The organism is Sphingomonas trueperi (genome assembly GCF_011927635.1).
Taxonomy (GTDB): Bacteria; Pseudomonadota; Alphaproteobacteria; order Sphingomonadales; family Sphingomonadaceae; genus Sphingomonas; species Sphingomonas trueperi.
This window is the reverse complement of sequence record NZ_JAATJB010000001.1, coordinates 589,370-611,735: the sequence shown is the minus strand read 5'-3', so window position 1 is coordinate 611,735 and position 22,366 is coordinate 589,370. Positions and strand designations below refer to the sequence as shown.

20 protein-coding genes and 1 tRNA gene are annotated in these 22,366 nt (G+C 68.8%); 10 read left to right on the top strand and 11 right to left on the bottom strand.

Annotation, left to right across the window (positions count from 1 at the left end; translation table 11 throughout):
• Window positions 1-5 precede the first annotated feature (5 nt).
• Window positions 6-365, bottom strand: a complete 360-nt coding sequence (locus GGR89_RS02840; RefSeq protein WP_245201557.1) for a DUF2141 domain-containing protein — start codon at window positions 363-365, stop codon at window positions 6-8.
• Window positions 355-1,152, bottom strand: coding sequence for a sterol desaturase family protein (locus GGR89_RS02835; protein WP_125976852.1), 798 nt, complete (start codon window positions 1,150-1,152; stop codon window positions 355-357). Before GGR89_RS02835 ends, GGR89_RS02840 begins: the two co-directional genes overlap by 11 nt.
• A 196-nt stretch (window positions 1,153-1,348) precedes the next feature.
• Between GGR89_RS02835 and GGR89_RS02830 the strand changes: the two genes are divergently transcribed.
• A complete protein-coding gene (locus GGR89_RS02830; protein ID WP_241218025.1) occupies window positions 1,349-3,817 on the top strand; it encodes a TonB-dependent receptor domain-containing protein in 2,469 nt (822 codons plus the stop codon).
• Between the two features lie 47 nt (window positions 3,818-3,864).
• On the opposite strand, the gene GGR89_RS02825 is transcribed toward GGR89_RS02830, so the two are convergent.
• Window positions 3,865-4,659 carry a PEPxxWA-CTERM sorting domain-containing protein gene (locus tag GGR89_RS02825; protein WP_126001267.1) on the bottom strand — a complete coding sequence of 265 codons (795 nt, stop codon included), beginning with the start codon at window positions 4,657-4,659 and terminating at the stop codon, window positions 3,865-3,867.
• A gap of 198 nt (window positions 4,660-4,857) precedes the next feature.
• Between GGR89_RS02825 and crtY the strand changes: the two genes are divergently transcribed.
• The 4 genes from crtY to GGR89_RS02805 all read left to right on the top strand — a co-directional run bounded on the left by crtY (window position 4,858) and on the right by GGR89_RS02805 (window position 9,195).
• Window positions 4,858-6,015, top strand: a complete 1,158-nt coding sequence (gene crtY / locus GGR89_RS02820; protein WP_125976853.1) for a lycopene beta-cyclase CrtY — start codon at window positions 4,858-4,860, stop codon at window positions 6,013-6,015.
• A complete protein-coding gene (locus tag GGR89_RS02815) occupies window positions 6,015-7,493 on the top strand; it encodes a phytoene desaturase (RefSeq protein ID WP_125976854.1) in 1,479 nt (492 codons plus the stop codon). Before crtY ends, GGR89_RS02815 begins: the two co-directional genes overlap by 1 nt.
• 197 nt (window positions 7,494-7,690) lie before the next feature.
• Window positions 7,691-8,272: an LOG family protein gene (locus GGR89_RS02810; RefSeq protein ID WP_125978155.1), complete on the top strand. Its 582-nt coding sequence runs from the start codon at window positions 7,691-7,693 to the stop codon at window positions 8,270-8,272.
• On the top strand, window positions 8,272-9,195 hold the full coding sequence (locus GGR89_RS02805; RefSeq protein ID WP_125978157.1) for a phytoene/squalene synthase family protein: 924 nt from the start codon (window positions 8,272-8,274) through the stop codon (window positions 9,193-9,195). Before GGR89_RS02810 ends, GGR89_RS02805 begins: the two co-directional genes overlap by 1 nt.
• Before the next feature lie 143 nt (window positions 9,196-9,338).
• Here GGR89_RS02805 and GGR89_RS02800 read toward each other — a convergent pair whose 3' ends face one another.
• The 4 genes from GGR89_RS02800 to ftsE are packed head-to-tail and all read right to left on the bottom strand — an operon-like array spanning window position 9,339 to window position 12,140.
• Complete coding sequence (locus tag GGR89_RS02800; RefSeq protein WP_125978159.1) at window positions 9,339-10,022, bottom strand: lysophospholipid acyltransferase family protein; 684 nt, start codon at window positions 10,020-10,022, stop codon at window positions 9,339-9,341.
• Entirely contained in the window at window positions 10,022-10,561 is a 540-nt protein-coding gene (locus GGR89_RS02795; protein WP_125978161.1) for a YdcF family protein, read from the bottom strand. Before GGR89_RS02795 ends, GGR89_RS02800 begins: the two co-directional genes overlap by 1 nt.
• The gene (locus tag GGR89_RS02790; protein WP_125978163.1) at window positions 10,558-11,442 is read right to left on the bottom strand and encodes a cell division protein FtsX; all 885 of its coding nucleotides are present in this window, start codon (window positions 11,440-11,442) and stop codon (window positions 10,558-10,560) included. Before GGR89_RS02790 ends, GGR89_RS02795 begins: the two co-directional genes overlap by 4 nt.
• Window positions 11,439-12,140, bottom strand: a complete 702-nt coding sequence (ftsE, locus tag GGR89_RS02785; protein ID WP_125978165.1) for a cell division ATP-binding protein FtsE — start codon at window positions 12,138-12,140, stop codon at window positions 11,439-11,441. The genes GGR89_RS02790 and ftsE overlap by 4 nt, the downstream gene beginning before the upstream one ends.
• A 165-nt stretch (window positions 12,141-12,305) precedes the next feature.
• Between ftsE and GGR89_RS02780 the strand changes: the two genes are divergently transcribed.
• Window positions 12,306-13,001 (top strand): zinc-ribbon domain-containing protein, encoded by a 696-nt coding sequence (locus tag GGR89_RS02780; RefSeq protein ID WP_125978167.1) that lies wholly within the window; start codon window positions 12,306-12,308, stop codon window positions 12,999-13,001.
• Here the strand turns inward: GGR89_RS02780 and GGR89_RS02775 are convergent.
• Complete coding sequence (locus GGR89_RS02775) at window positions 12,973-14,331, bottom strand: MATE family efflux transporter (RefSeq protein ID WP_125978169.1); 1,359 nt, start codon at window positions 14,329-14,331, stop codon at window positions 12,973-12,975. The genes GGR89_RS02780 and GGR89_RS02775 overlap by 29 nt on opposite strands.
• A 129-nt stretch (window positions 14,332-14,460) precedes the next feature.
• On the opposite strand from GGR89_RS02775, the gene GGR89_RS02770 reads away from it, so the two are divergent.
• From GGR89_RS02770 to GGR89_RS02755, 4 genes are all read left to right on the top strand, one after another.
• A tRNA-Leu gene (locus GGR89_RS02770) sits at window positions 14,461-14,547 on the top strand.
• A 169-nt stretch (window positions 14,548-14,716) separates the two neighbouring features.
• A complete protein-coding gene (locus GGR89_RS02765) occupies window positions 14,717-17,287 on the top strand; it encodes a TonB-dependent receptor (RefSeq protein ID WP_164542728.1) in 2,571 nt (856 codons plus the stop codon).
• A 79-nt stretch (window positions 17,288-17,366) separates the two neighbouring features.
• Entirely contained in the window at window positions 17,367-18,704 is a 1,338-nt protein-coding gene (locus tag GGR89_RS02760) for a M28 family metallopeptidase (RefSeq protein WP_125978171.1), read from the top strand.
• 14 nt (window positions 18,705-18,718) lie between these two features.
• Window positions 18,719-19,255 (top strand): NADPH-dependent FMN reductase, encoded by a 537-nt coding sequence (locus GGR89_RS02755; RefSeq protein WP_125978173.1) that lies wholly within the window; start codon window positions 18,719-18,721, stop codon window positions 19,253-19,255.
• A 123-nt stretch (window positions 19,256-19,378) separates the two neighbouring features.
• On the opposite strand, the gene GGR89_RS02750 is transcribed toward GGR89_RS02755, so the two are convergent.
• Genes GGR89_RS02750 through lysA form a run of 3 tightly spaced genes read right to left on the bottom strand, consistent with a single transcriptional unit; the run spans window position 19,379 to window position 22,337 of the window.
• Window positions 19,379-20,329: a CorA family divalent cation transporter gene (locus GGR89_RS02750; RefSeq protein WP_125978175.1), complete on the bottom strand. Its 951-nt coding sequence runs from the start codon at window positions 20,327-20,329 to the stop codon at window positions 19,379-19,381.
• Complete coding sequence (locus tag GGR89_RS02745) at window positions 20,326-21,081, bottom strand: precorrin-2 dehydrogenase/sirohydrochlorin ferrochelatase family protein (RefSeq protein ID WP_125978177.1); 756 nt, start codon at window positions 21,079-21,081, stop codon at window positions 20,326-20,328. The genes GGR89_RS02750 and GGR89_RS02745 overlap by 4 nt, the downstream gene beginning before the upstream one ends.
• The gene (gene lysA, locus GGR89_RS02740; RefSeq protein ID WP_125978179.1) at window positions 21,078-22,337 is read right to left on the bottom strand and encodes a diaminopimelate decarboxylase; all 1,260 of its coding nucleotides are present in this window, start codon (window positions 22,335-22,337) and stop codon (window positions 21,078-21,080) included. The genes GGR89_RS02745 and lysA overlap by 4 nt, the downstream gene beginning before the upstream one ends.
• Between the last annotated feature and the right edge of the window lie 29 nt (window positions 22,338-22,366).

Sequence of the window (22,366 nt, the reverse complement as noted above, 5' to 3'; positions counted from 1 at the left end):
AGTTCCTAAAGCAGGTAGCGCAGCTTCACTTCCTGCCGATCGCTGCCGCCGTCGAGCGGGAACTGCGCGGCGGAGAAGCGCGGCGGTCCGAAGCCGATCACCGGGTTGCGCGAAAAGCCGAAGCCTTCGCGCGGGATGCCCATGAAGGTGTCGAGCTTGCCGTTGCTGTTGGCGTCGTGAATCACTGCAACCGCATAGTCGCCCGGGGCGAGCCCGCTGAGGCGCAGCTTGCCCTCGGCGGCGGGAATCGAGCGCTTGATCGCGCCGTGCCCTTGGCGGCAATCGGGGAACTGGCTGGCGGCGGGCGCGATGCAGATCTGCAGCAGCCCACGCGTCGAGCGCAGCTTGGTGAAATCAAGCTCCAGCGTCGCCAGCGGCGCGGCGCTGGTCAGCAGCGGCAGGGCGACGAGGGCCCATGCGGCGCGCCGCAGGATCGAACCGCCCGAGCCCCTGGTCGGTCCCGCACAGCCGGTCCCAGAACCGGAAATATAGTCCATAGTTGCACCCATACCGCTCATGATGCCGCTGGTGATGGCTTGCCGTGATCAGCCATCCGCCCAGCGGCCCCCGCCACATCCAGGCCGGGAAGATCTCCCAGCCCATATGATTGGTCACACCCATAACCGTCATGATCGTCAGCACCAAGCCGAGCGCGCCGACATGAATGGGAATCGCGAAGACCAGCAGCGGAATCACGATCGCGCCCGACAGCGCCTCGCCCCAATGAAAGCTCATCGCCGCCCAGGCGGTGGGCGGGCGGCTGGCATGGTGGACGGCGTGATAGCGGCGGAACAGCGCGGGCACGTGCATCGCCCGGTGCGTCCAGTAGAACCAGGTATCGTGGAGGAACAGGTAGAGGAACACCGACAGCGGCAGATACCAGAGCGGCCAGGCATGGACATCGGTATAGATGCGCGTCCAGCCATGCGCCTTCCACCCCCAGGCGACGATGCCGGCGGGAATGCCGTAGATCGCGGCGGAGGCGAGGCTCCAGCCAATCTCCATGCGGATCTGCCGGTCCAGCCCGGCATAGAGCCCCGGATGCTTCAGCCGGGTGGCCAGCGCGAACCCGGCCGAGGCGGCGACGTAGCGCACCCCCACGATCACGGTCATGGCGATCGCGGAGGCGAGGATGGCGAGGGCGATGTCCATGTCTCCCGCTGCTACGCCTTCCTGCGCCTGGCGGCAATGCGGCGCGAACCGCCTTGCCGGCCGGCCGATCCCGCAACCGATCGTTGCCGGGATGTAACCGCCGTAATTCTACGAAGAAGCGCGGTAACAGAGTTTAACATCTGCCCCCCCTACCATGCTGGCCCCAGAAGAACAGATATGGGTCGGAGAGGTCGTCGTGAAGCTTCGTTATTGGTTGCTCGCCTTTTGCTCGAGCTGCATTGTCCAGCCGGCGCTCGCCCAGTCGGGCCAGGATACGCCAAAGCCATCCACCGCACCGGCGCCCGAGAAGGAGGTCTTCTCCACCGGCGTCGCCAAGGGCCGCGACCGGCTCGACAGCGCAACCTCGACCAGCGCCTATCGCGCGGCCGAGTTCGAGAAGCTGGGCCCGCGCCCCCTGGGCGACCTGCTCCGCACCATGCCCGGCCTTCGCGTCGAGAGCGGGATCGGCGAGGGCAACGCCAATTATACCGTGCGCGGCCTGCCGCTGGCGGCGGGCGGCTCCAAATACATGCAGTTCCAGGAAGACGGGCTGCCGGTGCTCGAGTTCGGCGACTTCTTCAACATCGCCGCCGACGTCTACATGCGCGCCGACTTCAACGTCGCCGCGATCGAATCGATTCGCGGCGGCTCGGGCTCGACCTTCTCGTCCAATGCGCCCGGTGGCGTGATCAACCTGATCTCGAAGACGGGCGAAGTCGCCGGCGGCGCCGTCCGCCTGACGACCGGCGTGGACTATGGCGAGAAGCGCCTCGACTTCGACTATGGCAGCCCGCTGGGCGGCGGCTGGCGCTTCCACATCGGCGGCTATTATCGCTCGGGCGAAGGGCCACGCGACATCGGCTTCACCGGCTTCAAGGGCGGGCAGATCCGCCTGAACGTGACCAAGCAGTTCGCCAACGGCTATGTGCGCCTGCACGGCAAGTGGCTCGACGACCGCTCGCCGACCTTCGCGCCATATGCGATCCGCATCACCGGCACCAACGAGAACCCCGTCATCGGCGACGTGCCCGGCTTCGACATTCGCCGCGATTCGACTCTGTCGCCCTATATCGGGCCGGTGGTCACGTTGGACGGCGACAACAAGCTGCAGCGTTTCCCCGTTTCCAACGGCATGCACCCGACCTCCACGTCGATCGGGCTGGAGGCGCAGTTCGATATCGGCGGCTTCACGCTGTCGAACCGCATGCGCTATTCGAAGAACAGCGGTGATTTCAACCGCGCCTTCCCCTCCAGCATCACGACGGTCGCGGCGCTCGCCGCCTCCCAGGGGGGCGCCGGGGCAACCGCACGCTACGCGACCGGGCCCAATGCCGGACAGCTCATCTCCACCACCACGCCGATCAACGGCAACGGCCTGCTGATGTTCTCCTACATCTCGCAGACCCGCGCCCGCTCGCTCGACAATTTCACCAATGATTTCCGCGCGACCCGCGTCTGGAAACTGGGCCGGGGCGACCTGACCGTGACGGGCGGCCTCTACAAGGCCAACCAGCAGCTCTACACCCAGTGGCTCCACACCGCGATCAACACCGATGTCGCCGGCGGCGGGCGGACGGCAATGGTCGACATCTTCAACGCGGCCGGCGTCGCCCAGACGCTGGGCGGCTATTATGCGTTCAGCCGGAACGGCAGCAAGTTCCGCCGTATCTTCGACGTTTCCTACGACATTCTCGCGCCGTACGGTTCCGTCAACTATCATGTCGGCAAGATCTCGATCGGCGGCAGCGTCCGCTATGACCGCGGGCGCGTACGCGGCCAGCTGTTCGGGGCGGATCTCGGCGGCAATCGCAACGGCGTGGTCCGCTTCGACGTCAATGGCGACGGCGTGATCTCGCCGGCGGAGACCCGCGTCGCCTTCCTGCCGCTCGATGCCCCGGCACCGGTCAACTACAATTACGGCTATTGGAGCTATTCGAGCGGCATCAACTATCGCGTCGCCGAGCCCTTCTCGGTGTTCGCGCGCTACAGCCGCGGTGCCCGCGCCAATGCCGACAAGATCCTGTTCACGCCGGCGGTGAGCGCCACCACCGGCGGCGTGCCCGATCCGACCGACAAATATGACGAGGTTCGCCAGCTCGAAGGCGGCTTCAAGTTCCGCAAGGCGGGCGCGACGCTGAACGTCACGGCCTTCCGCGCGACGGCCGACGACCACAACGTCCTCAACGGATCGGCCAACCAGACCATCCGCAGCTACCGCGCCACCGGCGTGGAGATGGAGGGCGGCTACCGCAGCGGCATCTTCAGCATCACCGCCGGCGCGACCTACACCAAGGCCAAGATCACCCAGGACAAGCTGGACGCCGCGCTGACCGGCAAGGAGCCCCGCCACCAGCCGACCTGGACGCTGGAAGCGACGCCGCAGATCGAGCTGCGCCAGGCAACGCTGGGGGCGAACGTGGTGACCATTACCGGCAGCTACGCACAGGACAGCAACCTTTTGCGGATGCCGGGATTCACCGTCGTCAACGCCTTCGCGGTGATCCGGCCGATCCGCCACGTCGAGCTCATGGTCAACGCGAGCAACCTGTTCGACCAGCGCGGCTTCTTCGAGTTCAACCAGAGCGAAGTGCCGGCGAACGGCATCGGCTGGGGCCGCTCGGTCAATGGCCGAACGGTATCCGTCTCGGCCAAGTACAGCTTCTGAGAGGCGGCAGGGGAGCGCAGGCGAGGCCGGTGCTCCCCTGCCGGGGATCAGGCGTGCGCCGTCGTCTTGGGCCGGCGGCGCAGCGCTGCGCCGGCGAAGCCGAAGCCGCCGATCAGCAGCGCCCAAGCGGCCGGCTCGGGCACCGCGCTCTGCGCCAGCGTGGCAGTGAGCGTCAGGTCGTCGATCGCCAGGCCGTGGTCCGACCCGCCGACGTCACGGTCGGTCCAGCGGATCGCGAAGCTGCCGCCGTCGGCGATCAGCAGGTTGCCGATCGTCGCGCTGACCGACTGGCGATTGCCCGCGGCGTTGCCGTCGAGCGCGCTGCTAGCGCTGCCCGAACCGGAGCCGTTCCTGATGCTGGCGAAGTCGAGCGCGTCGAACGCGGTCCAGCTGCCGTTCGACAGCGAGGTGGCGTTGAGCGAATATTCGAAGTTCAGGCGGTCGCTACTCGCGGTGCCGAGGCGCCACTGCTCGCCGAAATAGCTGAGCGTCAGCGACTCGATCGCGCCGCCCAGGGCATTGGTGAAGAAGGCGCCGAACAGGATCGGCGTCGCATTGCCCGAGGTGACGCTGCCCAGCGCGCGCTCGCTGCCGGTGCCGAAGGCATAGGCGGTGCCGGCATTGGCGTTGCTGGTCGCATAGGCATCGTCCGAACCGGCGGTGCTGCTGCCGCGCTCGTCGAGCTTCCAGCCCGTCGGTAGCGCCTTGCTGGTGCCGCTGGTCGCCAGCGCGTCGAAATTCTGGGTGTAGGTCTTGGTCGACAGCGCGACCTGGGCCTGCGCGACAGGCGCGCCGAGCAGCGTGGCGGCGACGAGTGTCGCGCCAAAGAGCGTCTTCTGCATTGCTTTGGTTCCCCTACTTCACAAACCGCAAACGCGGTTGCCCGGCACTAGGAGGCAAGTGTGCAAGCCGTGTGACGATAGTTAAAAGAAAATGAACGGCTTGGCCCTGCGCCGGGGCGCCCCCGGCCAGCGACCGTTTCGCGCCGCGTCCCCAAGGGTGGGGTTCCCACACCCCCGCCCTTGAGCTAGGCGACGGCAATGCCTTCAACCATCAGTTGTGACGTCGCTATTGTCGGCGGCGGCCTTGCCGGCGGGCTTATCGCGCTGGCAATCCGGAAGAAGAAACCCGATTGCTCCGTCCGGCTGATCGAAGGCTCGGCGCGGATCGGCGGCAATCACCTCTGGTCGTTCTTCGCCGACGATGTCGCACCTGAGCATCGCTGGCTCTCGGCGCCGCTGATCGGCCATGGCTGGAACGGCTATGACGTTGCCTTCCCCGGCCATTTTCGCACCCTGCCGTCGCGCTACTACTCGGTCGAGTCCGAGCACTTCGATCGCGTGGTGCGCGAAGCGCTGGGGCCGAAGGGCCTGCTGCTCGGCCGCGAGGCGGCGGACATCACCCCCACGGCGGTGGCCCTGGCCGATGGCGACCTGGTCGAGGCCGAGGGCGTGATCGATTGCCGCGGCGTCGGCGATACCAGCGCACTCCAGCTCGGCTGGCAGAAGTTCCACGGTGCCGAGCTCGTGCTGAGCAACCTGCACGATGTGACGCGGCCGGTGATCATGGACGCGACGGTGCCGCAGATCGACGGCTATCGCTTCGTCTACTGCCTGCCGTTCAGCCCGACGCGGATGTTCGTCGAGGACACCTATTACAGCGACACGCCCTCGATCGACGTCCTCGCCACCGGCGACCGGATCGAAGCCTATGCCGATGCGGCGGGCTGGCAGGTCGAGCGGGTGCTGCGCGAGGAAGTCGGCAGCCTGCCGGTGGCGATGGGCGGCGACCATGCCGCCTATTGGGCCGCGGGCGGCCGCGGCATCGCCAAGGCGGGGATGAAGGCGGGTCTCTTCCACCCGATGACCGGCTATTCCTTCCCCGACGCCGTCCGCACCGCCGCCACCATCGCCGACGCATACGACTATTCCGGCGAGGCGCTGCACCAAATGCTGTATGGCTATTCGCGCGCGCTCTGGCGCAAGCGCGGCTTCTATCGCATGCTCGCCGCGATGCTGTTCAAGGCGGCCGAACCCGAGGAGCGCTATCGCGTGCTGGAACGATTCTACCGTCTGGATGCAGGACTGATCCAGCGCTTCTACGCCGCGCAGTCGACCTGGGGAGACCGCGTCCGCGTGTTGTCGGGCAAGCCGCCGGTGCCGATCGGCCGCGCCCTTTCCGCGATCTGGAACCGCTGATGCGCCGCGCAGTCGTGATCGGCGCCGGGTTCGGCGGCCTCGCCCTTGCCATCCGCCTCCAGTCGGCGGGGGTCGATACCACCGTCATCGAAGCCCGCGATAAGCCGGGCGGCCGCGCCTATTATTGGGAGCGCGACGGCTTCACCTTCGACGGCGGCCCGACGGTGATCACCGATCCGGACGCGCTCAAGGAGCTGTGGCGCCTCTCGGGCCACGACATCTCCGAAGACGTGACGCTCAAGCCGGTCACGCCCTTCTACCGCCTCTCCTGGCCCGACGGCACGACCTTCGACTATACCAATGACGACGCGGTGCTGGCGGGCGAGATCGCCAAGCTCGATGCCAGCGACATTGCCGGCTATCGCAAGTTCCTCGACTATTCGGCGAGCGTCTACGAGGAAGGTTATGTCAAGCTGGGCGCCAAGGCGTTCCTCGACTTCAAGTCGATGCTCAAGGCGGCACCGGCGCTGATGCAGCACCAGGCCTGGCGCTCGGTCTATTCGATCGTCGCCAGCTTCGTGAAGAACGAGAAGCTGCGCGAGGCGCTGTCGTTCCACACCCTGCTCGTCGGCGGCAACCCGATGGCGACCAGCAGCATCTACGCGCTGATCCACAAGCTGGAGCGCGACGGCGGCGTCTGGTGGGCCGAGGGCGGCACCAACCGGCTGATTGCCGGCATGATCACGCATTTCGAGCGGCTGGGCGGCACGGTGCGGATCGGCGACCCGGTCGACGAGATCCTGACGCTGGGCGACCGGGTGGTCGGCGTGCGCACCCATAGCGGCTTCGAGGTCGAGGTCGACGCGGTGGCGAGCAACGCCGACATCGTCCACAGCTACCGCGACCTGCTGCGCAACTCGCGCAGCGCGCGGCGGACGGCGAACCGCCTGGTCAACAAGCGCTTCTCGCCCTCGCTGTTCGTGGTGCATTTCGGGCTGCGCGGGACTTTTCCCGACATCCCGCACCACATGATCCTTTTCGGCCCGCGCTATAAGGGGCTGCTCGACGACATCTATACCCACGGCGTGGTGAGCGAGGACTTCTCGCTCTACCTCCACCATCCGAGCGCTTCGGACCTGAGCATGGCGCCCGAAGGCCATTCGACCTTCTACGCGCTGGCGCCGGTGCCGCATCTGGGCAAGTTCCCGGCCGACTGGAACGAGGTGGGGCCGATCCTGGAATCGCGGATCCTGGCGGAGGTCCAGCGCCGGCTGATCCCCGATCTGGCCGAGCGGATCGTCACCAAGTTCCACTATGCGCCGACCGACTTCCGCGACGACCTCGCCGCGCATCATGGCTCGGGCTTCAGCCTGGAGCCGATCCTGACGCAGAGCGCCTGGTTCCGCGTGCACAACCGCGATGACGCGATCTCGAACCTGTATTTCGTGGGGGCGGGGACGCATCCGGGCGCGGGGATTCCCGGCGTGGTGGGGAGCGCCAAGGCGACGGCGGAGCTGATGCTGGGCGAGATGGCCTGAACCATCTTAAGCCCCTCCTCCTTGGAGGAGGGGTTGGGGTGGAGGGATTCCAGAACGCAGGTCTCGGTGAGACAGCGCCCCACCCCCCCTCCCCTGAAGGGAAGGGGCTTAAGCGTGAAAACCCCTCTCGCTCGTGTCGCGAAACCCCTCTCCCTCCCCGCCAAAACACGCTATCAGCCCCGCCACAGGAGCACAGAATGAAGCGTATCGCCGTCTATTGCGGTTCGGCCAGCCCGGCCGACCCGGTCTATATCGAAGCTGCCCGCACCCTCGGCCGCACGCTCGCCGAGCGCGGCATCGGCGTCGTCTATGGCGGTGGCCGGCTGGGGCTGATGGGCGCGGTCGCCGATGCGGCGCTGGAGGCCGGCGGCGAGGTGATCGGCGTGATCCCCACCCTGCTCGTCAATGCCGAAGTCGCGCATCGCGGGCTCACGGCCCTCGAAGTCTGCGAGACGATGCACGAGCGCAAGGCGCGCTTCACCGAGTTGGCGGACGGGTTCATCAACCTGCCCGGCGGCACGGGGACGATGGATGAATTGTGGGAGGCGATGAGCTGGGCGCAGCTCGGCTATCACACCGATCCGATCGGGCTGCTCAACATCGCGGGCTATTACGACAAGTTGGTCGAGTTCTGGGAGCATATGGGCACCGTGGGTTTCGTTCGCCCGCAGCACCAGGGGCTGCTGCTGGTCGACAGCACCATCGACGGGCTGCTGACCAAGATGGCTGAGGCTCAGCCAGTGGTGCCGATCGCGCAGCTGCGCCGCGAACAGCTGTAATGCGCTTTCCCGGCCGCGATGCGATCGTCGCGACCGCGGGCGAGTCGATTGCCCGCGGCTCGCGCAGCTTCGCCGCCGCAAGCAAGCTGTTCGATCCCGAGACTCGCGAGCGCGCCTGGCTGCTCTATGCCTGGTGCCGCCGCTGCGACGATATCGTCGACGGCCAGGACCATGGCCATGGCATGACCCGCGTCGCCGCCCCCGCGGCCCGACTGGCGGAGGTTCGCGAACGCACCGCGGCGGCGCTGGCAGGGGAATGGGTCGGCGACGCCGCGTTCGACGCGCTGCGCATCGTCGCGGCGGAGACCGGCATGCCGCACCGCTTCGCCTGGGACCTGATCGAAGGCTTCGCGCTCGACGCCGAGGACTGGCGCCCGCAGACCGAGGACGATCTGCTGCGCTATTGCTACCATGTCGCCGGCGTGGTCGGCTGCATGATGGCGGTGGTGATGGGGGTCGCGCCCGACGACGCAGCAGTGCTCGACCGCGCCTGCGATCTCGGCCTCGCCTTCCAGCTCGCCAACATCGCCCGCGACATCGGCGAGGATGCCGAAGCAGGGCGCTGCTATCTGCCCGCCGACTGGCTTGCCGAAGTGGGGCTCACCGCCGCCGATCCGATGGCCGACCTCAATGCGCTCGCCATTCTGGGGACGCGGCTCGCCGATCGCGCGGAAGGCTATGAGATCAGCGCGCGCGGCGGTGCGGCGGCGCTGTCGTTCCGCTCGGCCTGGGCGGTGCTGGCGGCGGCCGACATCTATGGCGGGATCGCGCGCAAGGTGCGGGCACAGGGCCCGCGGGCCTGGGACAGCCGCACCACCACCTCAGGCGGCGAGAAGCTCGGTGCGATCGTGAAGGCCTGGGGTTCGGCCTATCGCCGTGCGCCGACGCCGCGTCCGGCAGGGTTGTGGACGCGGCCGCGCTGAAGCCGGCTCCGCGGCCGCCCCAACAGACGACATCCCGGCGAAGGCCGGGATCCAATCGCCTCTCGCTAAAAGCCGGAGCCTTGATGTAGGCCTCAATGGGTCCCGGCTTTCGCCGGGGTGACAGAACAACAGGCCTCCTGGGCCTACCCGTTCAGCGCGTTGATCGCCGCATGCACCCGCGCCTCGATCTCGCGGCGGGGCAGCCCGGGCGGGATCGGCTCGCCAAAGCGGAAGACGATCTCGCCTGGGCGCATCAGTCCCTTGCGCGGCCAGACACTTCCGCTGCGCACCGCCACCGGCACCACCGGCAGGTCGAGCGCGCGGTAGAGTCCGGCAAAGCCCGAGCGCAGCGGCGGCGCCTCCCCCGGCAGCACCCGCGTCCCCTCCGGGAAGATCAGCACCGAACGCCCGCTCGCCCGCGCCGCCTGCGCCGCCCGCATCATCGAGCGTAGCGCGGTTGCATTGGCCTCGCGATCGACCACGATCGTGCCGTAACGCTGCGCCGCCCAGCCCCAGAGCGGGATGCTGGCCAGTTCGCGCTTCATCACCGTTGCTGGGCTGTGCAGGATCCGGGTCAGTTCCAGCGCCTCGAAGTAGCTTTCATGCTTGCCGGCGAACAGCAGCTGTCCCTCGGGCACCGTGCCCTCGATCCGCAGCCGCGCACCGACGATGGCGTGCAACGACCATTGCATCGTCCACGCCCAGAAATTGGAATAGGCGCGCAGGAAGCGCCCGCCAAATAGCGCCGCGAACGGGACGCACAGCACCAGGATGATCGACACGCCGTAGAAGAAGATGCGGAAGAGAACCGTACGCACCGCGTCCATCAATCGACCCCCAGCAACAGCGCCCCCCGGCGCACCAGATATTTGTGATATTCGCGCAGCAGCATCCGCCAGCCGGGGCGGCTCGGTACGCCGTCGCCGACGATCGTCACGCCCTGCAGGACATGGGCGAGCTCCAGCCGGGCGCGCGCCATGTGCCAGTCCGAGGTGACCAGCCTGATGGAGTGATAGTCGTGATCGTGCACCCAGCGCCCGGTCTCGTCGGCGTTGGAGCGGGTGTCGACCGCCTCGTGCCCCAGATCCACGCAGCATCCGAACAGCGCACGGTCAGCGGAGAATTGCGCCGCCAGCTCGCGCGGACGCACGTCGGGATTCACCCCGCTGACCAGCATCCGCCTGGCATCTTCGCGGCGCAGCGCATCGAGCCCGCGCTGGATCCGCCCCGGCCCGCCGGTCAGCACCACCACCGCATCGGTGCGATGCGCGCCCAGCGGCTTGCCGAGGCTGAACAGGAACAGCGCGAAGCCCGCGCCCCAGCCGAGCGCGAGCAGCACCAGCAGGAAGAACAGCCGCCGGATCACAGCTTGCGCCCCAGCGTGTGGAGTACGGTCAGCCGTGTCGCCACGGTGGCGAGCAAGGCGAAGCCGATCGGTAGCAGCAGGAGCAGCGTCCAGTCGACCGGCGCCAGCGTCGCGCCGCCCAGCACTTCCGATCCGGTCAGCGCCAGCTTGGTCTGGAACAGCGCGACCAGTGCCAGCGCCGCCAGGGTGCCGATCGCGCCGCCGAGCAGCGTGTCGCGCGCGATTCGGCGCTGGAGAAGGCGCGCCACCTGGAGATCGGTCGATCCGAGCATGTGGAGCACGTCGATCGTATCGCGGTGCGTGTCCAGCCCCGCGCGCGCAACGAGCAGCGCGACCCCGGCCGTCGCCGCGGCGATGACCAGCACCAGCCCGATCGCGACGAGCCCCAGTGCGCCGAGCAGCCCGCGTACCGGCGACAGCCATCGCGCGCTGCTGTCCACCCGCGCCTGGGGGGCGACGCGGCGGGCGGCGGCGGACACCTGCGCGGTCGATCCCTCCGTGGCGGTCACGTCGATCAGCACGGGCATCGGCAGCTCGGGATCGAGCCCGACATCGCCGAGCCACGGCTTGAGCAGCGCCGCCAGCTCGGCACGATCGGCCTCGCGCACGCGCGTGACGCCAGGCACTTTGGCGACAGCTGCAACCAGTGCCTTGGCCCGCACGTCACGCAGCCCGGCATCGGGTTCGACCAGCTGCACCGTCAGCTGCCCGGCGAGCTGGCGATCGAGCCCGATGGCCGAACGCGCCACGCCCAGCCCCAGCGCCCCGGCCAGCACGGTGAGAAACAGCATGATCCCCATGATGCCCGCCATCACCCAGCCGCGCTGGCCTTCGCCGAGCAGTCGCAGGTCGATCGCGGCGCGATGCCGGAAGCCGTTCATGCGCCCCCCGGCGGATGGCGGAGCAGGCCGCTGGGATCGACCAGCTTGCCCTTCTCGACGCGCATCAGCTGCGCGTGCGGAATGCGGCCGATCAGGTGGAGATCGTGCGTCGCGACGACGATGGTGGTGCCCAGCCGGTTGAGCGCCTCGAACAGGTGCAGCAGCCGGTCCGCCATGTCGGGATCGACGTTGCCGGTCGGTTCGTCGGCGACGAGGATCTCGGGCCGGGCGATCACCGCGCGCGCAATCGCGATGCGCTGCTGCTCGCCGCCCGACAGCGTCGGCGGCTTGGCGGTGACGCGCGCGCTCAGCCCCACCCAGGCAAGCATCTCCATTACCGGCGCCTCGATCTCGCTTTCGCGCACCCCCGCCACGCGCAGCGGAAGGGCGACATTGTCATAGGCGGAAAGCTGCGGCAGCAGCCGGAAGTCCTGGAACACCACGCCGATCCGGCGGCGGAAGCCGGGCAGCCGCGCGCGCGGCAGCGACCCCGCATCCTCGCCGAACAGCCGCACCGCGCCGCGCGTCGGGCGCTGGGCGAGGTAGAGCAGCTTGAGCAGCGAGGTCTTGCCGGCACCGGACGCGCCGGTGAGGAAATAGAAGCCGCCCGTCGCCAGCGTGAAGCTCACGTCCGACAGCGTTTCCGGTCCGGTCCCATAGCGCAGGCCGACATTTTCGAAGTGCACGATGTTGCCCATGCGCCGTGCGGCCCGGCCTCCTGTTCGCGGTGGTCTTAGGCCGCCATCGCACAGCCCCGGATTCCGCTCAAGCCGCCGTCCGTCCCAAGCCGCTTGCTGGCCCGAATCGGCCCCGCTAGACTCGCACGTCCGTCGCGTTTCGGACGGGTACCAGGGGGTGTGGGCATGATCTTGGAGTGCAGCCAGTGCGGATCGCGCTACGAGGTGCCGGATTCGGCGATCGGCCCGGACGGCCGCACGGTACGCTGCGCCAATTGCAAGCATAGCTGGTTCCAGTCGGGCGCTTCGCCGGCACCCGCCGCCCCGCCGCCTGCCCCGGCCGCGGCCCTCGCGCCGGAGCCCGAGCCCGCACCGCTCCCCCCGCGCAGCTTTGCCGCGGCCGAGCCCGTGCCGGAGCCCAGCTACGATCCGTTCGACGAACCCGCCCCGAAGCAGCGCAGCGGCATCCGCTGGACGATCGCGGCGCTGGTCGCGCTCGTCTCGGTGCTGCTCGGCGGCGCGGCCCTGCTCTACTGGAAGGCCCCGCAGGTGCTGACCCAACTCGGCCTGCCGATCGGGGGCGCGAATGCGCAGCTGGTGTTCAGCGAGAAGAACGTCGCGCTGCAGGCACGGACGGACGGCAGCAAGCTGTTCATCGTCTCGGGCAAGGTGCTCAACGACAGCGCCACGGCCCAGCATGTGCCCGACATCCGCATCCAGCTGCTCGATGGCGAGCGCCGCGAGGTCTATAGCTGGCGGATTACCCCGCCGGTCCGCACGCTGGAGCCCAAGGCCGGCTTCGACTTCAACGGGGCCAAGGTCGACGTGCCCAGCGGTGCCAAATCGGTGAAGCTCAGCTTTGTGAGCGAATTCGACGGGTGACGACGAGCAGGCGGCCGCCGTCGAGCAGGGCCGCCGCCACCATGCCGAGCCCCGAGGCGAGCACCAGCGCCTGTGCGCCGAGGCCGGCCTGGACCAGCCACAGCCCCAGCCCGCCGGTCACCAGGAAGAAGGCGAGGATGCCGTTGATGCCCGCGGCGACCTGGTCGCCCAGCGAGCGCAGCGCATAGACGAACACCACCTGGACGCCATCGAAGAGGATGAACGGCGCCCACAGCAGCAGCATCGTCGCCGCCATCGCATGGACCTCGCCCGGCGCGGGAAAGCGCGCCACGACCAGCATCGGCACCAGCATCAGGCAGGCGGCCAGCAGCCCGGTGGCAAGCGCGGCGAGCAGCGCGGCGATGCCGGCCCGCCCTGCTGCCGCCTGCGGCACCCCCTCGCCCACCGCATTGCCGGCGCGCACCCCCGCCGCCGACCCAAGTCCCAGCGCCACCGCAAAGGTGACGTTGTGGATCGAGAAGACGATCTGGAAGGCATGCGCGGTGGTCTCGCCCAATTGGGTGGAGAGCGCGATCAGGATCGAGAAGCCGACCAGCTCCAGCCCCGATGCCACTGCCGGCACCACGCCGAATCGGGCGAGCGCCCAAGCGCCGCGCCACGTCTCCGCCCGCCCCCAGTCGCCGAGCAGCCGCACCCCGCGCGGCTCGGCACGCGGCAGCGTCCAGGCGGCGGCGAGCATGCCGATCGCGCCGAGCGCCGACGCGATGGCCGTGGCGGTCGCCGCGCCGACCGCGCCGAGTGCCGGCAGCCCCCAGGCGCCGGTCGCGAGCAGCCAGGCGAGCAGCGCGTTGATCGGCAGCACGGCGAGGTTGACCACCGTCACCCGCGCCGGCCGGCTGACGCCTTCGAGGAAGAAACTCGTTGCAATGGTGAGCAGCTGGAACGGATAGGCGAGCGCCATCACCCGCACCACCGGCGTACTCGCCGCGACCAGGTCCGGCGCGACGCCCACCCCAGCGAGCAAAGGCGCCGCGAAGCCGAACAGGATGGCCATGCTCGCCAAGCCGAGCAGCAGCGCGAGCAGCAGGCCTTCGTGGAGCACGCGGCCGGTCTGGCGCAGTTCGCCGGCGCCGTCGGCGCGCGAGACGTGGACGAGGATGCCGGTCAGCGCGCCCAACCCCATCACGATTCCTGGGAAGGTAATCGTCCGGCTCGCGCCCAGCGCCGCGACCTGGTGGGTGCCGGCCATGCCCACCACCACCACGTCCGTCACATGCAGAATCGTCCAGTTGAGCCCGGTCAGCATCACCGGCCAGGCCAGCGCGAGAAGGCGGCGCGTTTCGGCGGCGAGCGGGGTGGCAACGGACATGGCCGGAGGCATAGGCGGAAGCGACAACGCAAGAAACCCGCACAAAGCGGGTTGCCAGCCCGATTTCGCTTTGCTAGGGGCCGCTGCCTTACCAGCCGCTGGTATGGAAATGCCGGCGGAAATTCACGTGCGGTCGTGGCGGAACTGGTAGACGCGCAACGTTGAGGTCGTTGTGGCCGAAAGGCCGTGGAAGTTCGAGTCTTCTCGACCGCACCATGAATTCAGAGGATGGGGGCTACGGCCCCCATTTTCGCATCTGCGCAACAAGCGCGACAATTTATCGGATAATCGGGCACAGTTTTGCGACATGTGCGTCGTACCCGCCGAACAAGGACGAGCGGGCCTGCGGGCCCGCTTCTGATTCGGAACAAGGGACGGAGCAACGATGAAGCGACTGGGGACCACCCTGGCAGGACTGTTGGCAGGCGTATCGCCGCTGGCGGCGCAGGCACAGACAACGACGCCGATGCAGCAGGCGGGCGGCCGCCCCGCCCAGACCCAGCCCGCCGCGCCCGTACAGGAAGATCCCTATACCGACGAGATCGTCGTCACCGCCAGCGAGCCGCGCGGCGCGGTGAAGGGCGACATTCCGCCCGAGATCCAGCTCAACCAGGCGGACATCCGCGCCTATGCCGTCTCCTCGGTCGCCGACCTGCTCAACGAACTCGCGCCGCAAACCGGCAGCGCGCGCGGCAGCGGCCGGCCGGTGGTGCTGCTCAACGGCCGCCGCATCTCCAGCTTCGCCGAGATTCGCGACCTGCCGACCGAGGCGATCGAGCGGGTCGACATCCTGCCCGAGGAGGTCGCGCTCAAGTTCGGCTATTCGGCCGACCAGCGCGTGGTGAATTTCGTGCTGCGCGAACGCTTCCGCGCGCTCACCACCGAACTCGAAGGCGGCGTGCCGACCGAGGGCGGCAACAGCACCCAGGAGGTGCAGGCGGACATCCTCAAGATCAACCGCGATCGCCGCGTCAATCTCGACGTGAAGTACCAGGGCACTTCGGCGCTGCTGGAGAGCGAGCGCAACGTGCAGGCGACGTTCAACGACGGCAGCGGCGTCAACCAAGCGCCCTATCGCACGCTGGTCGCCCCCAGCCAGGACCTCACCGTCAACGGCAGCTATGCCCGCAACCTCAGCGAAAAGGTCGGCGCGACGGTCAACGGCACGCTGGAAGTGCAGCAGAGCGAAGCGCTGCGGGGACTCGCATTGTCGCAGAGCGCGGCGCCGCTGGCGCTCACCGCCGAACCCAGCCCGCTCACCGCCAGCAGCCGCACGATCACCTCGCATTTCGGCACTACGCTCAACGGAGATGAACTGCCGTGGAGCAACAGCTGGAGTTGGTCGCTCACCGGCAATTACGATCGCGTCGAGAGCAAGACGATCACCGATCGCGGCTTCGATTCGCTCGGCGCGGCGCGCCCAGCCGATCGCGGCAATTCGACCTCGAACACCGGCACGGTCGACGCACTGCTGCGCGGGCCCCTGTTCAAGCTGCCGGCCGGCGATGTCTCGACCTCGTTGCGGATCGGCGGCAGCCTCAGCGGGTTCGACAGTACCGCCTTCCGCAATGGCCTGACGACCGATGCCTCGCTCTCGCGCAACATCGGCAGCAGCCAGCTCAACATCGACCTGCCGATCGCCAGCCGCCGCCGCGACGTGCTCCAGCCGCTCGGCGACCTGACGATCAACGGCAACGTCGCCGTCCAGCACCTCTCGGACTTCGGCACGCTGACCACCACGGGCTATGGGGTGAACTGGTCACCGTTCAAGCCGGTGCGGCTGCTCGCCTCCTGGACCGATGCCGAGGATGCGCCGAGCACCAGCCAGCTCGGCGGCCCCGTCGTCGCCAGCCCGAACACCCGCGTGTTCGACTATCGCACCGGCCAGACGGTGACGATCACCACCATCACCGGCGGCAATCCCGCGCTTCAGGCGGAAAAGCGCCATGTGATGAAGCTGGGGTTGGAATTGCGGCCGTCGGAGAAGACCGACCTGTCGATCCGCGCCGATTATGTGACCAGCCGCATCCGCAACGACATCGCCACCTTCCCCGCTGCCACCGCGGCGATCGAGGCGGCGTTCCCCGATCGCTTCGTCCGTGATCCCGACGGCGATCTGGTGAGCATCGACAATCGCGCGGTGAACTTCGCCGAAAACAACACCCAGCAGCTGCGCTGGGGCTTCAACCTTTCGGTGCCGATCAAGTCGTCGCTCGAGAAGAAGATCGCCGCAATGCGCGCCCAGCGCGAGAAGGAGCGCGCCGACGCGATCGCCGCGGGCAAGCCGCTGCCGGCGGAAGGCCAGGCGCGGCTGTTCGGCCAGGGCCAGAACGGCCAGCGTCCGCCGTTCGGCGGCAGCCTGTTCGGTCCGCCCCCCGCCCCCCCGGCCGGCGCAGCGCCCGGCGGCGGTGGCCAAGGCGGCGGCGCCGCGCGGGCACGTGGCGGCTTCGGCGGGCCCAATGGCGCGTTGGCGGGCCGGCTGCAGTTCAGCCTCTACCACACCTGGTACTTCAAGAATCAGATCAAGATCCGCGACGGCGTGCCGATCCTCGACCTGTTGCACGGCGATGCCGCCGGCAATGCGGGCGGCCAGCCGGCGCATCAGATCGATGCGCAGGCGGGCTTCACCAAGGACGGTGTCGGCATGCGGCTCGGCTTCAAGTGGCAGAGCAGCACCAGCGTCTATACCGGGCTGAACAACACCAACCAGCTCAACTTCGGCGATCTCGGCACGTTCAACCTGCGCGTGTTCGCGGACCTCGGTCGCCAGTTCAAGCTGGTGCGCGCGCATCCCTGGCTGCGCGGCACGCGGGTGAGTCTGGGGGTGACCAACCTCCTCAACAGCCGCCAGCGCGTGACCGACCAGACCGGCGCGGTGCCGCTCAACTACCAGCCCGATCTGCTCGATCCCACTGGCCGCGCGGTGACCCTCAGCATCCGCAAGCTGTTCTTCTGACGGTCAGCGGGCGCGGCACCGGTTGCGCGCCGCGCCCGCTTGCCCCATCACCCGGCACGAACCGAACGGGGGATGGCGAATGAAGCGTGGGTTGCTGCTGGCGGCATGGGCCGCCGCAAGCGTGCTGGCAGTACCGGCGAGCGCGCAGGTCAGCGCAGACTGGGTTCGCGCGCACGAGACCTTTCTCGCCGGCGACGAGCTGCGCGGCCGCGGCAGCGCCACGCCCGACGAGGCGATCGCCGCCGCCTATGTCGCCGCCCAGTTCCGCGGCTTCGGGCTCCAGCCCGCGCCGGGGATGGACGGCTATCTGCAAAAGGCCGATATCGTCCGGCTGAAGCTCAAGGCGCCGATCACGCTGACCGCCAACGGCCAGACGGTGCCGGGCGCAGTGCTGCTGGTCGGCGACGGCACGGGCAGCGAGGGCGTCGCCAGGCTCACCCCCGCCAAGGCGATGTCGCGCATGGCACCCGCCCCGGTGATGCTGATCACCGGCGAGATGCCCGTCATGCAGCTCTACCGGCTGGCACGCTCGTTCAAGACTCCCCGCCTGCTGCTCGTCCGCGAGAGCGCCGAGACGCAGGCGATGATCAAGGGCCTGCACGGCGAACCGCGCCTGCCCGGCGGGCTGCGCAGCGAGCCGCGCGAACCCGCACCCTCGATCGTAGTGCTGCCCGCAGCCGCCTTCGATGCACTCGCGGCGCAGAAAGATCCCAAGGTTTCGCTCACCGTGCCGGTGGAAGAGAAGGTCGCCACCACCACCAACGCGATCGGCTGGCTGCCGGGTGCCGACCCCAAGGCGGGCGTGTTGCTGCTCAGCGCGCATCTCGATCACCTCGGCGTCCAGGCGGACGGCACGATCCTGCACGGTGCCAATGACGACGCCTCAGGCACCACTGCGGTGCTCGAACTCGCCCGGACGCTGGCCGCCAAGGGCCGCACCAAGCGCGGCATCCTGTTCGTCGCGTATGGTGCGGAAGAGATCGGCGGCTATGGCTCGACCTATTTCGGTGCCCACCCGCCGGTGCCGCTCGACCAGATCGTCGCCAATGTCGAAGTCGAGATGATCGGCGCGCAGGACCCCAAGCTCCCCGCCGGGACGATGATGATGACCGGCTTCGAGCGCTCGACGCTGGGCGAGACGCTGAAAAGCCACGGCGCGCTGGTCGCCGCCGATCCCTATCCGGAGCAGAACTTCTTCCAGCGTTCGGACAATTACTCGCTCGCGAGGAAGGGCGTCGTCGCCCACACCATCTCCGGCTGGGCGGTGGTGCCGACCTATCACAGCAAGGACGACACGCTCGCCAATATCGACATCGCCTTCATGACCCGCGCGATCCAGTCGCTGGTCGAGCCGCTGCATGCGCTGGCCAACAGCGACGCCAAGCCGGAATGGAAGCCGGGCGGCAAGCCCGAATGACCGAACGAGGTAGCATGACCACCCCCCATATCGTCGCGCTCGGCGGCACGCTTCGCGCGCAATCGAGCACCGCCCGCCTGCTCAGCGCCGCGCTCGCCCGCGCGGAGGCGCGCGGCGCGCGCACCACGTTGCTCACCGGGCCCGACATCGTCTTCCCGCATTTCGAACCCGAGCATGGCGACAGCGATGCCAAGGTGATGCGGTTCGTCGAGACGCTGCGCAGTGCCGATGCGGTGCTCATCGGCTCGCCGGGCTATCACGGCACGATTTCCGGGCTGGTGAAGACCGCGCTCGACTATGTCGAGCTGCTCAGCCGCGACGATCGCGTCTATTTCGACGGCATGCCGGTGGGCCTGATCGCCACCGCCGCGGGTTGGCAAGCGTCGGTCTCGACACTGCAGGCGCTGCGCACCATCACCCACGCGCTGCGCGGCTGGCCGACGCCGATGGGGATTGCGGTAAACACGGTCGAGACGCCGGACGTGGAATCGCACTGCCAGGCATCGCTCGACGTGATGGTCGGGCAGATCTTCGACTTCCTGAAGCGCTGAGGCGCCCCCCACCAGCCGTCATCCCGGCGAAAGCCGGGATCCATTCGCCGCTACGTTAGGACTAGAGCCGAGACGGTGACCCCAATGGATTCCGGCTTTCGCCGGAATGACGGGCTTGGGCGTCTATTCGAACCAGTGCCGGTGGGCGAAATAGCCGGCGATCCCCAGCGCCATCGTTAGGCACACCGCCACCACGCCCCAGAAGGCCCAGGGCTCGTGCGCCCAGGGAATGCCGTCGACATTCATGCCGAGCAGGCCGGTAAGGAAGGTCAGCGGCAGGAACACCATCGCGACGATGGCGATCACCAGCGAGCGCTGGTCGAGCAACTCGCCGCGCAGGTCGGTGAGCGTTTCGTGGGTAAGCGCGGCGCGCTCGCGGATGCTCTCGACTTCCTCCGCCATGCGCGCGGCGCGGTCGGCAGCGGCGGCAAGGTGGAGCCGGTCGTCCTCACGCAGCCATTCGCCAGGCAGGCCGGCCAGCTTCTCGATCGCAGCGCGCTGCGGATTGAGGAAGCGGCGATAGCCGATCGCCTGCACCCGCACCTTGTTCACCATCCGCCGCAGCTCGAAGGCGCGGTGCCCGGAAATCTGCTCCTCGCAATCGTCGAGCGAGTCGCCGAGCTCGGCCACCACCGGGTCGAGTTCCTCGGTGATTGCCGAGGCGATCGCGGCGATCAGGTCGCCGGGATCGAGGATCTTGTGCGACTCCACCTCGTCGCGCACCGATTGCAGCGCGCTCAGATGCTTGCGCGTCACCGAAAAGACGCAGCCGCCCATCGCGTAGATGCGGATCGAGGCGAGCGGATCGGAGGCGGTCGTCGCCTCGGACGACAACCCGCGCAGGTTGATCACCGCGCCCTCGCCGACCGCGTCGCAGCGCGGGCGCGTTTCGGTCGCGGTCAGCGCGTCGATCACATATTGCGACAGCTGCGCCTCGCCGCCGAGCCAGAGCTGGGCGCGCTCGTCATTGGTGGTCAGATGGATCCAGGTGAGGCCGCCATTCTGCCCGAGCGCCGCGCGCATCGTCGGCTGCTCGACCTTGCCGTCCTTCACGACATAGGCAAAGCCGCTCAACCCGCCATCTCCAGAAAGAGCGACAGGCCTTCGCCGGGATCGGCGGGGGGACGGGCGAGGATGCGCGCGGCATCGGCACGCGCGCGGTTGAGGATGGCGTCGGGCACGTCGCCACAATGGAAAAGCCGGTCGGCCTGCGCAAGCAGCCGCGCCTGCCGCAGCGTGAGATCCTCGGGATCGGGCGAGGTCAGCCGCAGGGTGACGAGCTCGGCTTGGGGTGCGGCGCCCTGGGCCAGCCAGCGATCGACATCGCCGTCGCTTGCGAGCAGGTCGAGCATGCCGCCCTCGCCGAGCGCATCGGCCAACGCGCGCCGGCGAGCACCTGCATCGGGCCAGCGCGCCTTCATCGCCGCCCGGCTGCGGCCCAGCCCCTTGGCCAGCGCGCCGAGGCTCGTCGGCAGCAAGGCCTCCAGCCGTTGCCGCAGCGCCGCGGCGAGCCCGGCGGAAACCCCGCCGGTGCCGATGGCGATCAGTACCGGATCGCGGTCGACGATCGCCGGCAGGGTGAAGTCGCACAGCTCGGGCCGGTCGACGCAATTGACCAGCACGCCTCGCGCCTTGAGCCGGGCGACAACGTCCTCGGGTTCCTCCAGTGCAACGATGGCGAGCGCGGCGGCATCGCCCTCGCCCACCACCCGCGCGCCGGCGCGGTCGAGCAGGCGGCGCTTGGCGTCGGCCGGCTCGCCTTCGCCGACCAGAATCACCGGCCGCCCCGCCAGCTTCACGAACAGGGGCAGCGCGGCGAGCGTCACTTCAGCCAGTCCGGCACCTGCTCGGCGGCCATGATCTCCTCAGCGGAGATGCGGCCGGCGACGATGGCGTAGCGGTCGCCCGAGACCAGCACCTCGGGCACCAGCGGGCGGCTATTATAGGTGCTGGCCATGGTCGCGCCGTACGCGCCGGCCGTCTCCAGCACCGCGAGGTCGCCGGCCTGCACGGCGTCGATCTCGCGCGCCTTGACGAACACGTCGGTGCTTTCGCACACCGGCCCGGCGACGTTGGCGACGAAGCGCTCGCCGCTGGGCTTCACCGCCGCGAATCCGTGATAGGCATCGTACAGCGCCACACGGGCGAGGTCGTTCATCGCGGCGTCGACCACCACCCAGGGATGGACCTGCCCCGGCTTCACCCACAGCACTTCGGTGACCAGCACGCCCGCGCTGCCGGCGATGGTGCGGCCGGGCTCGAACATCAGCTCGACGTCCCAGTCCTTCGTCACCCGCGCGACCATCTCCGCATAGGCTTCCGGCGTCGGCGGCACCTCACCGGGGCGATAGGCGACGCCCAGCCCGCCGCCGAGATCGACATGGGTGATGGTGTGCCCATTCGCGCGCAGCTCGGCGAGCAGCCGGCCGACGCGCTCGAACGCGGCTTCCAGCGGCGCGAGGCCGAGCAGTTGGCTGCCGATATGCACCGCGATGCCGTGCAGATCGAGGCCCGGCAGCTTGCCGAGCCGGTCGAAGATCTCGGGCGCCTCGCCGATCGGCAGGCCGAACTTGTTCTCGGCCTTGCCGGTGGAGATCTTCTCGTGCGTGCCGGCATCGACGTCCGGGTTCACGCGCAGCGCCGCGCGCGCGGTGAGCCCGCGCTCGGCCGCAAGTGCCGCCAGAACTTCGCCTTCCTCGACCAGCTCGAGGTTGAACTGGCCGATCCCGGCCTCCAGCCCCTTGACCAGCTCGCGGCGGGTCTTGCCGACGCCCGAGAAGACAATGTCCTTGGGCGCCACGCCCGCGGCCAGCGCGCGCGCCATCTCGCCGCCCGAGACGACATCGGCGCCGAAGCCCTCGTTCGCCAGCAGCTTGAGCACCGCGAGGTTGGGATTGGCCTTGATCGCGAAGGCGAGGTGGATCCGCCCCAGCGGCTTCAGCGCGTCGCGGAAGGCACGGGCATTGGCCTGGAAGCGCTCGGTGGAATAGACATAGACGGGCGTACCCACCTCGGCGGCGATGCGCGCGAGGGGCAGCGATTCGACGTGCAGTTCGCCGTCGATCATCGAGAAATCGGTCATGGGCCTCTGGGTGCGGCGCGATTGGCCGC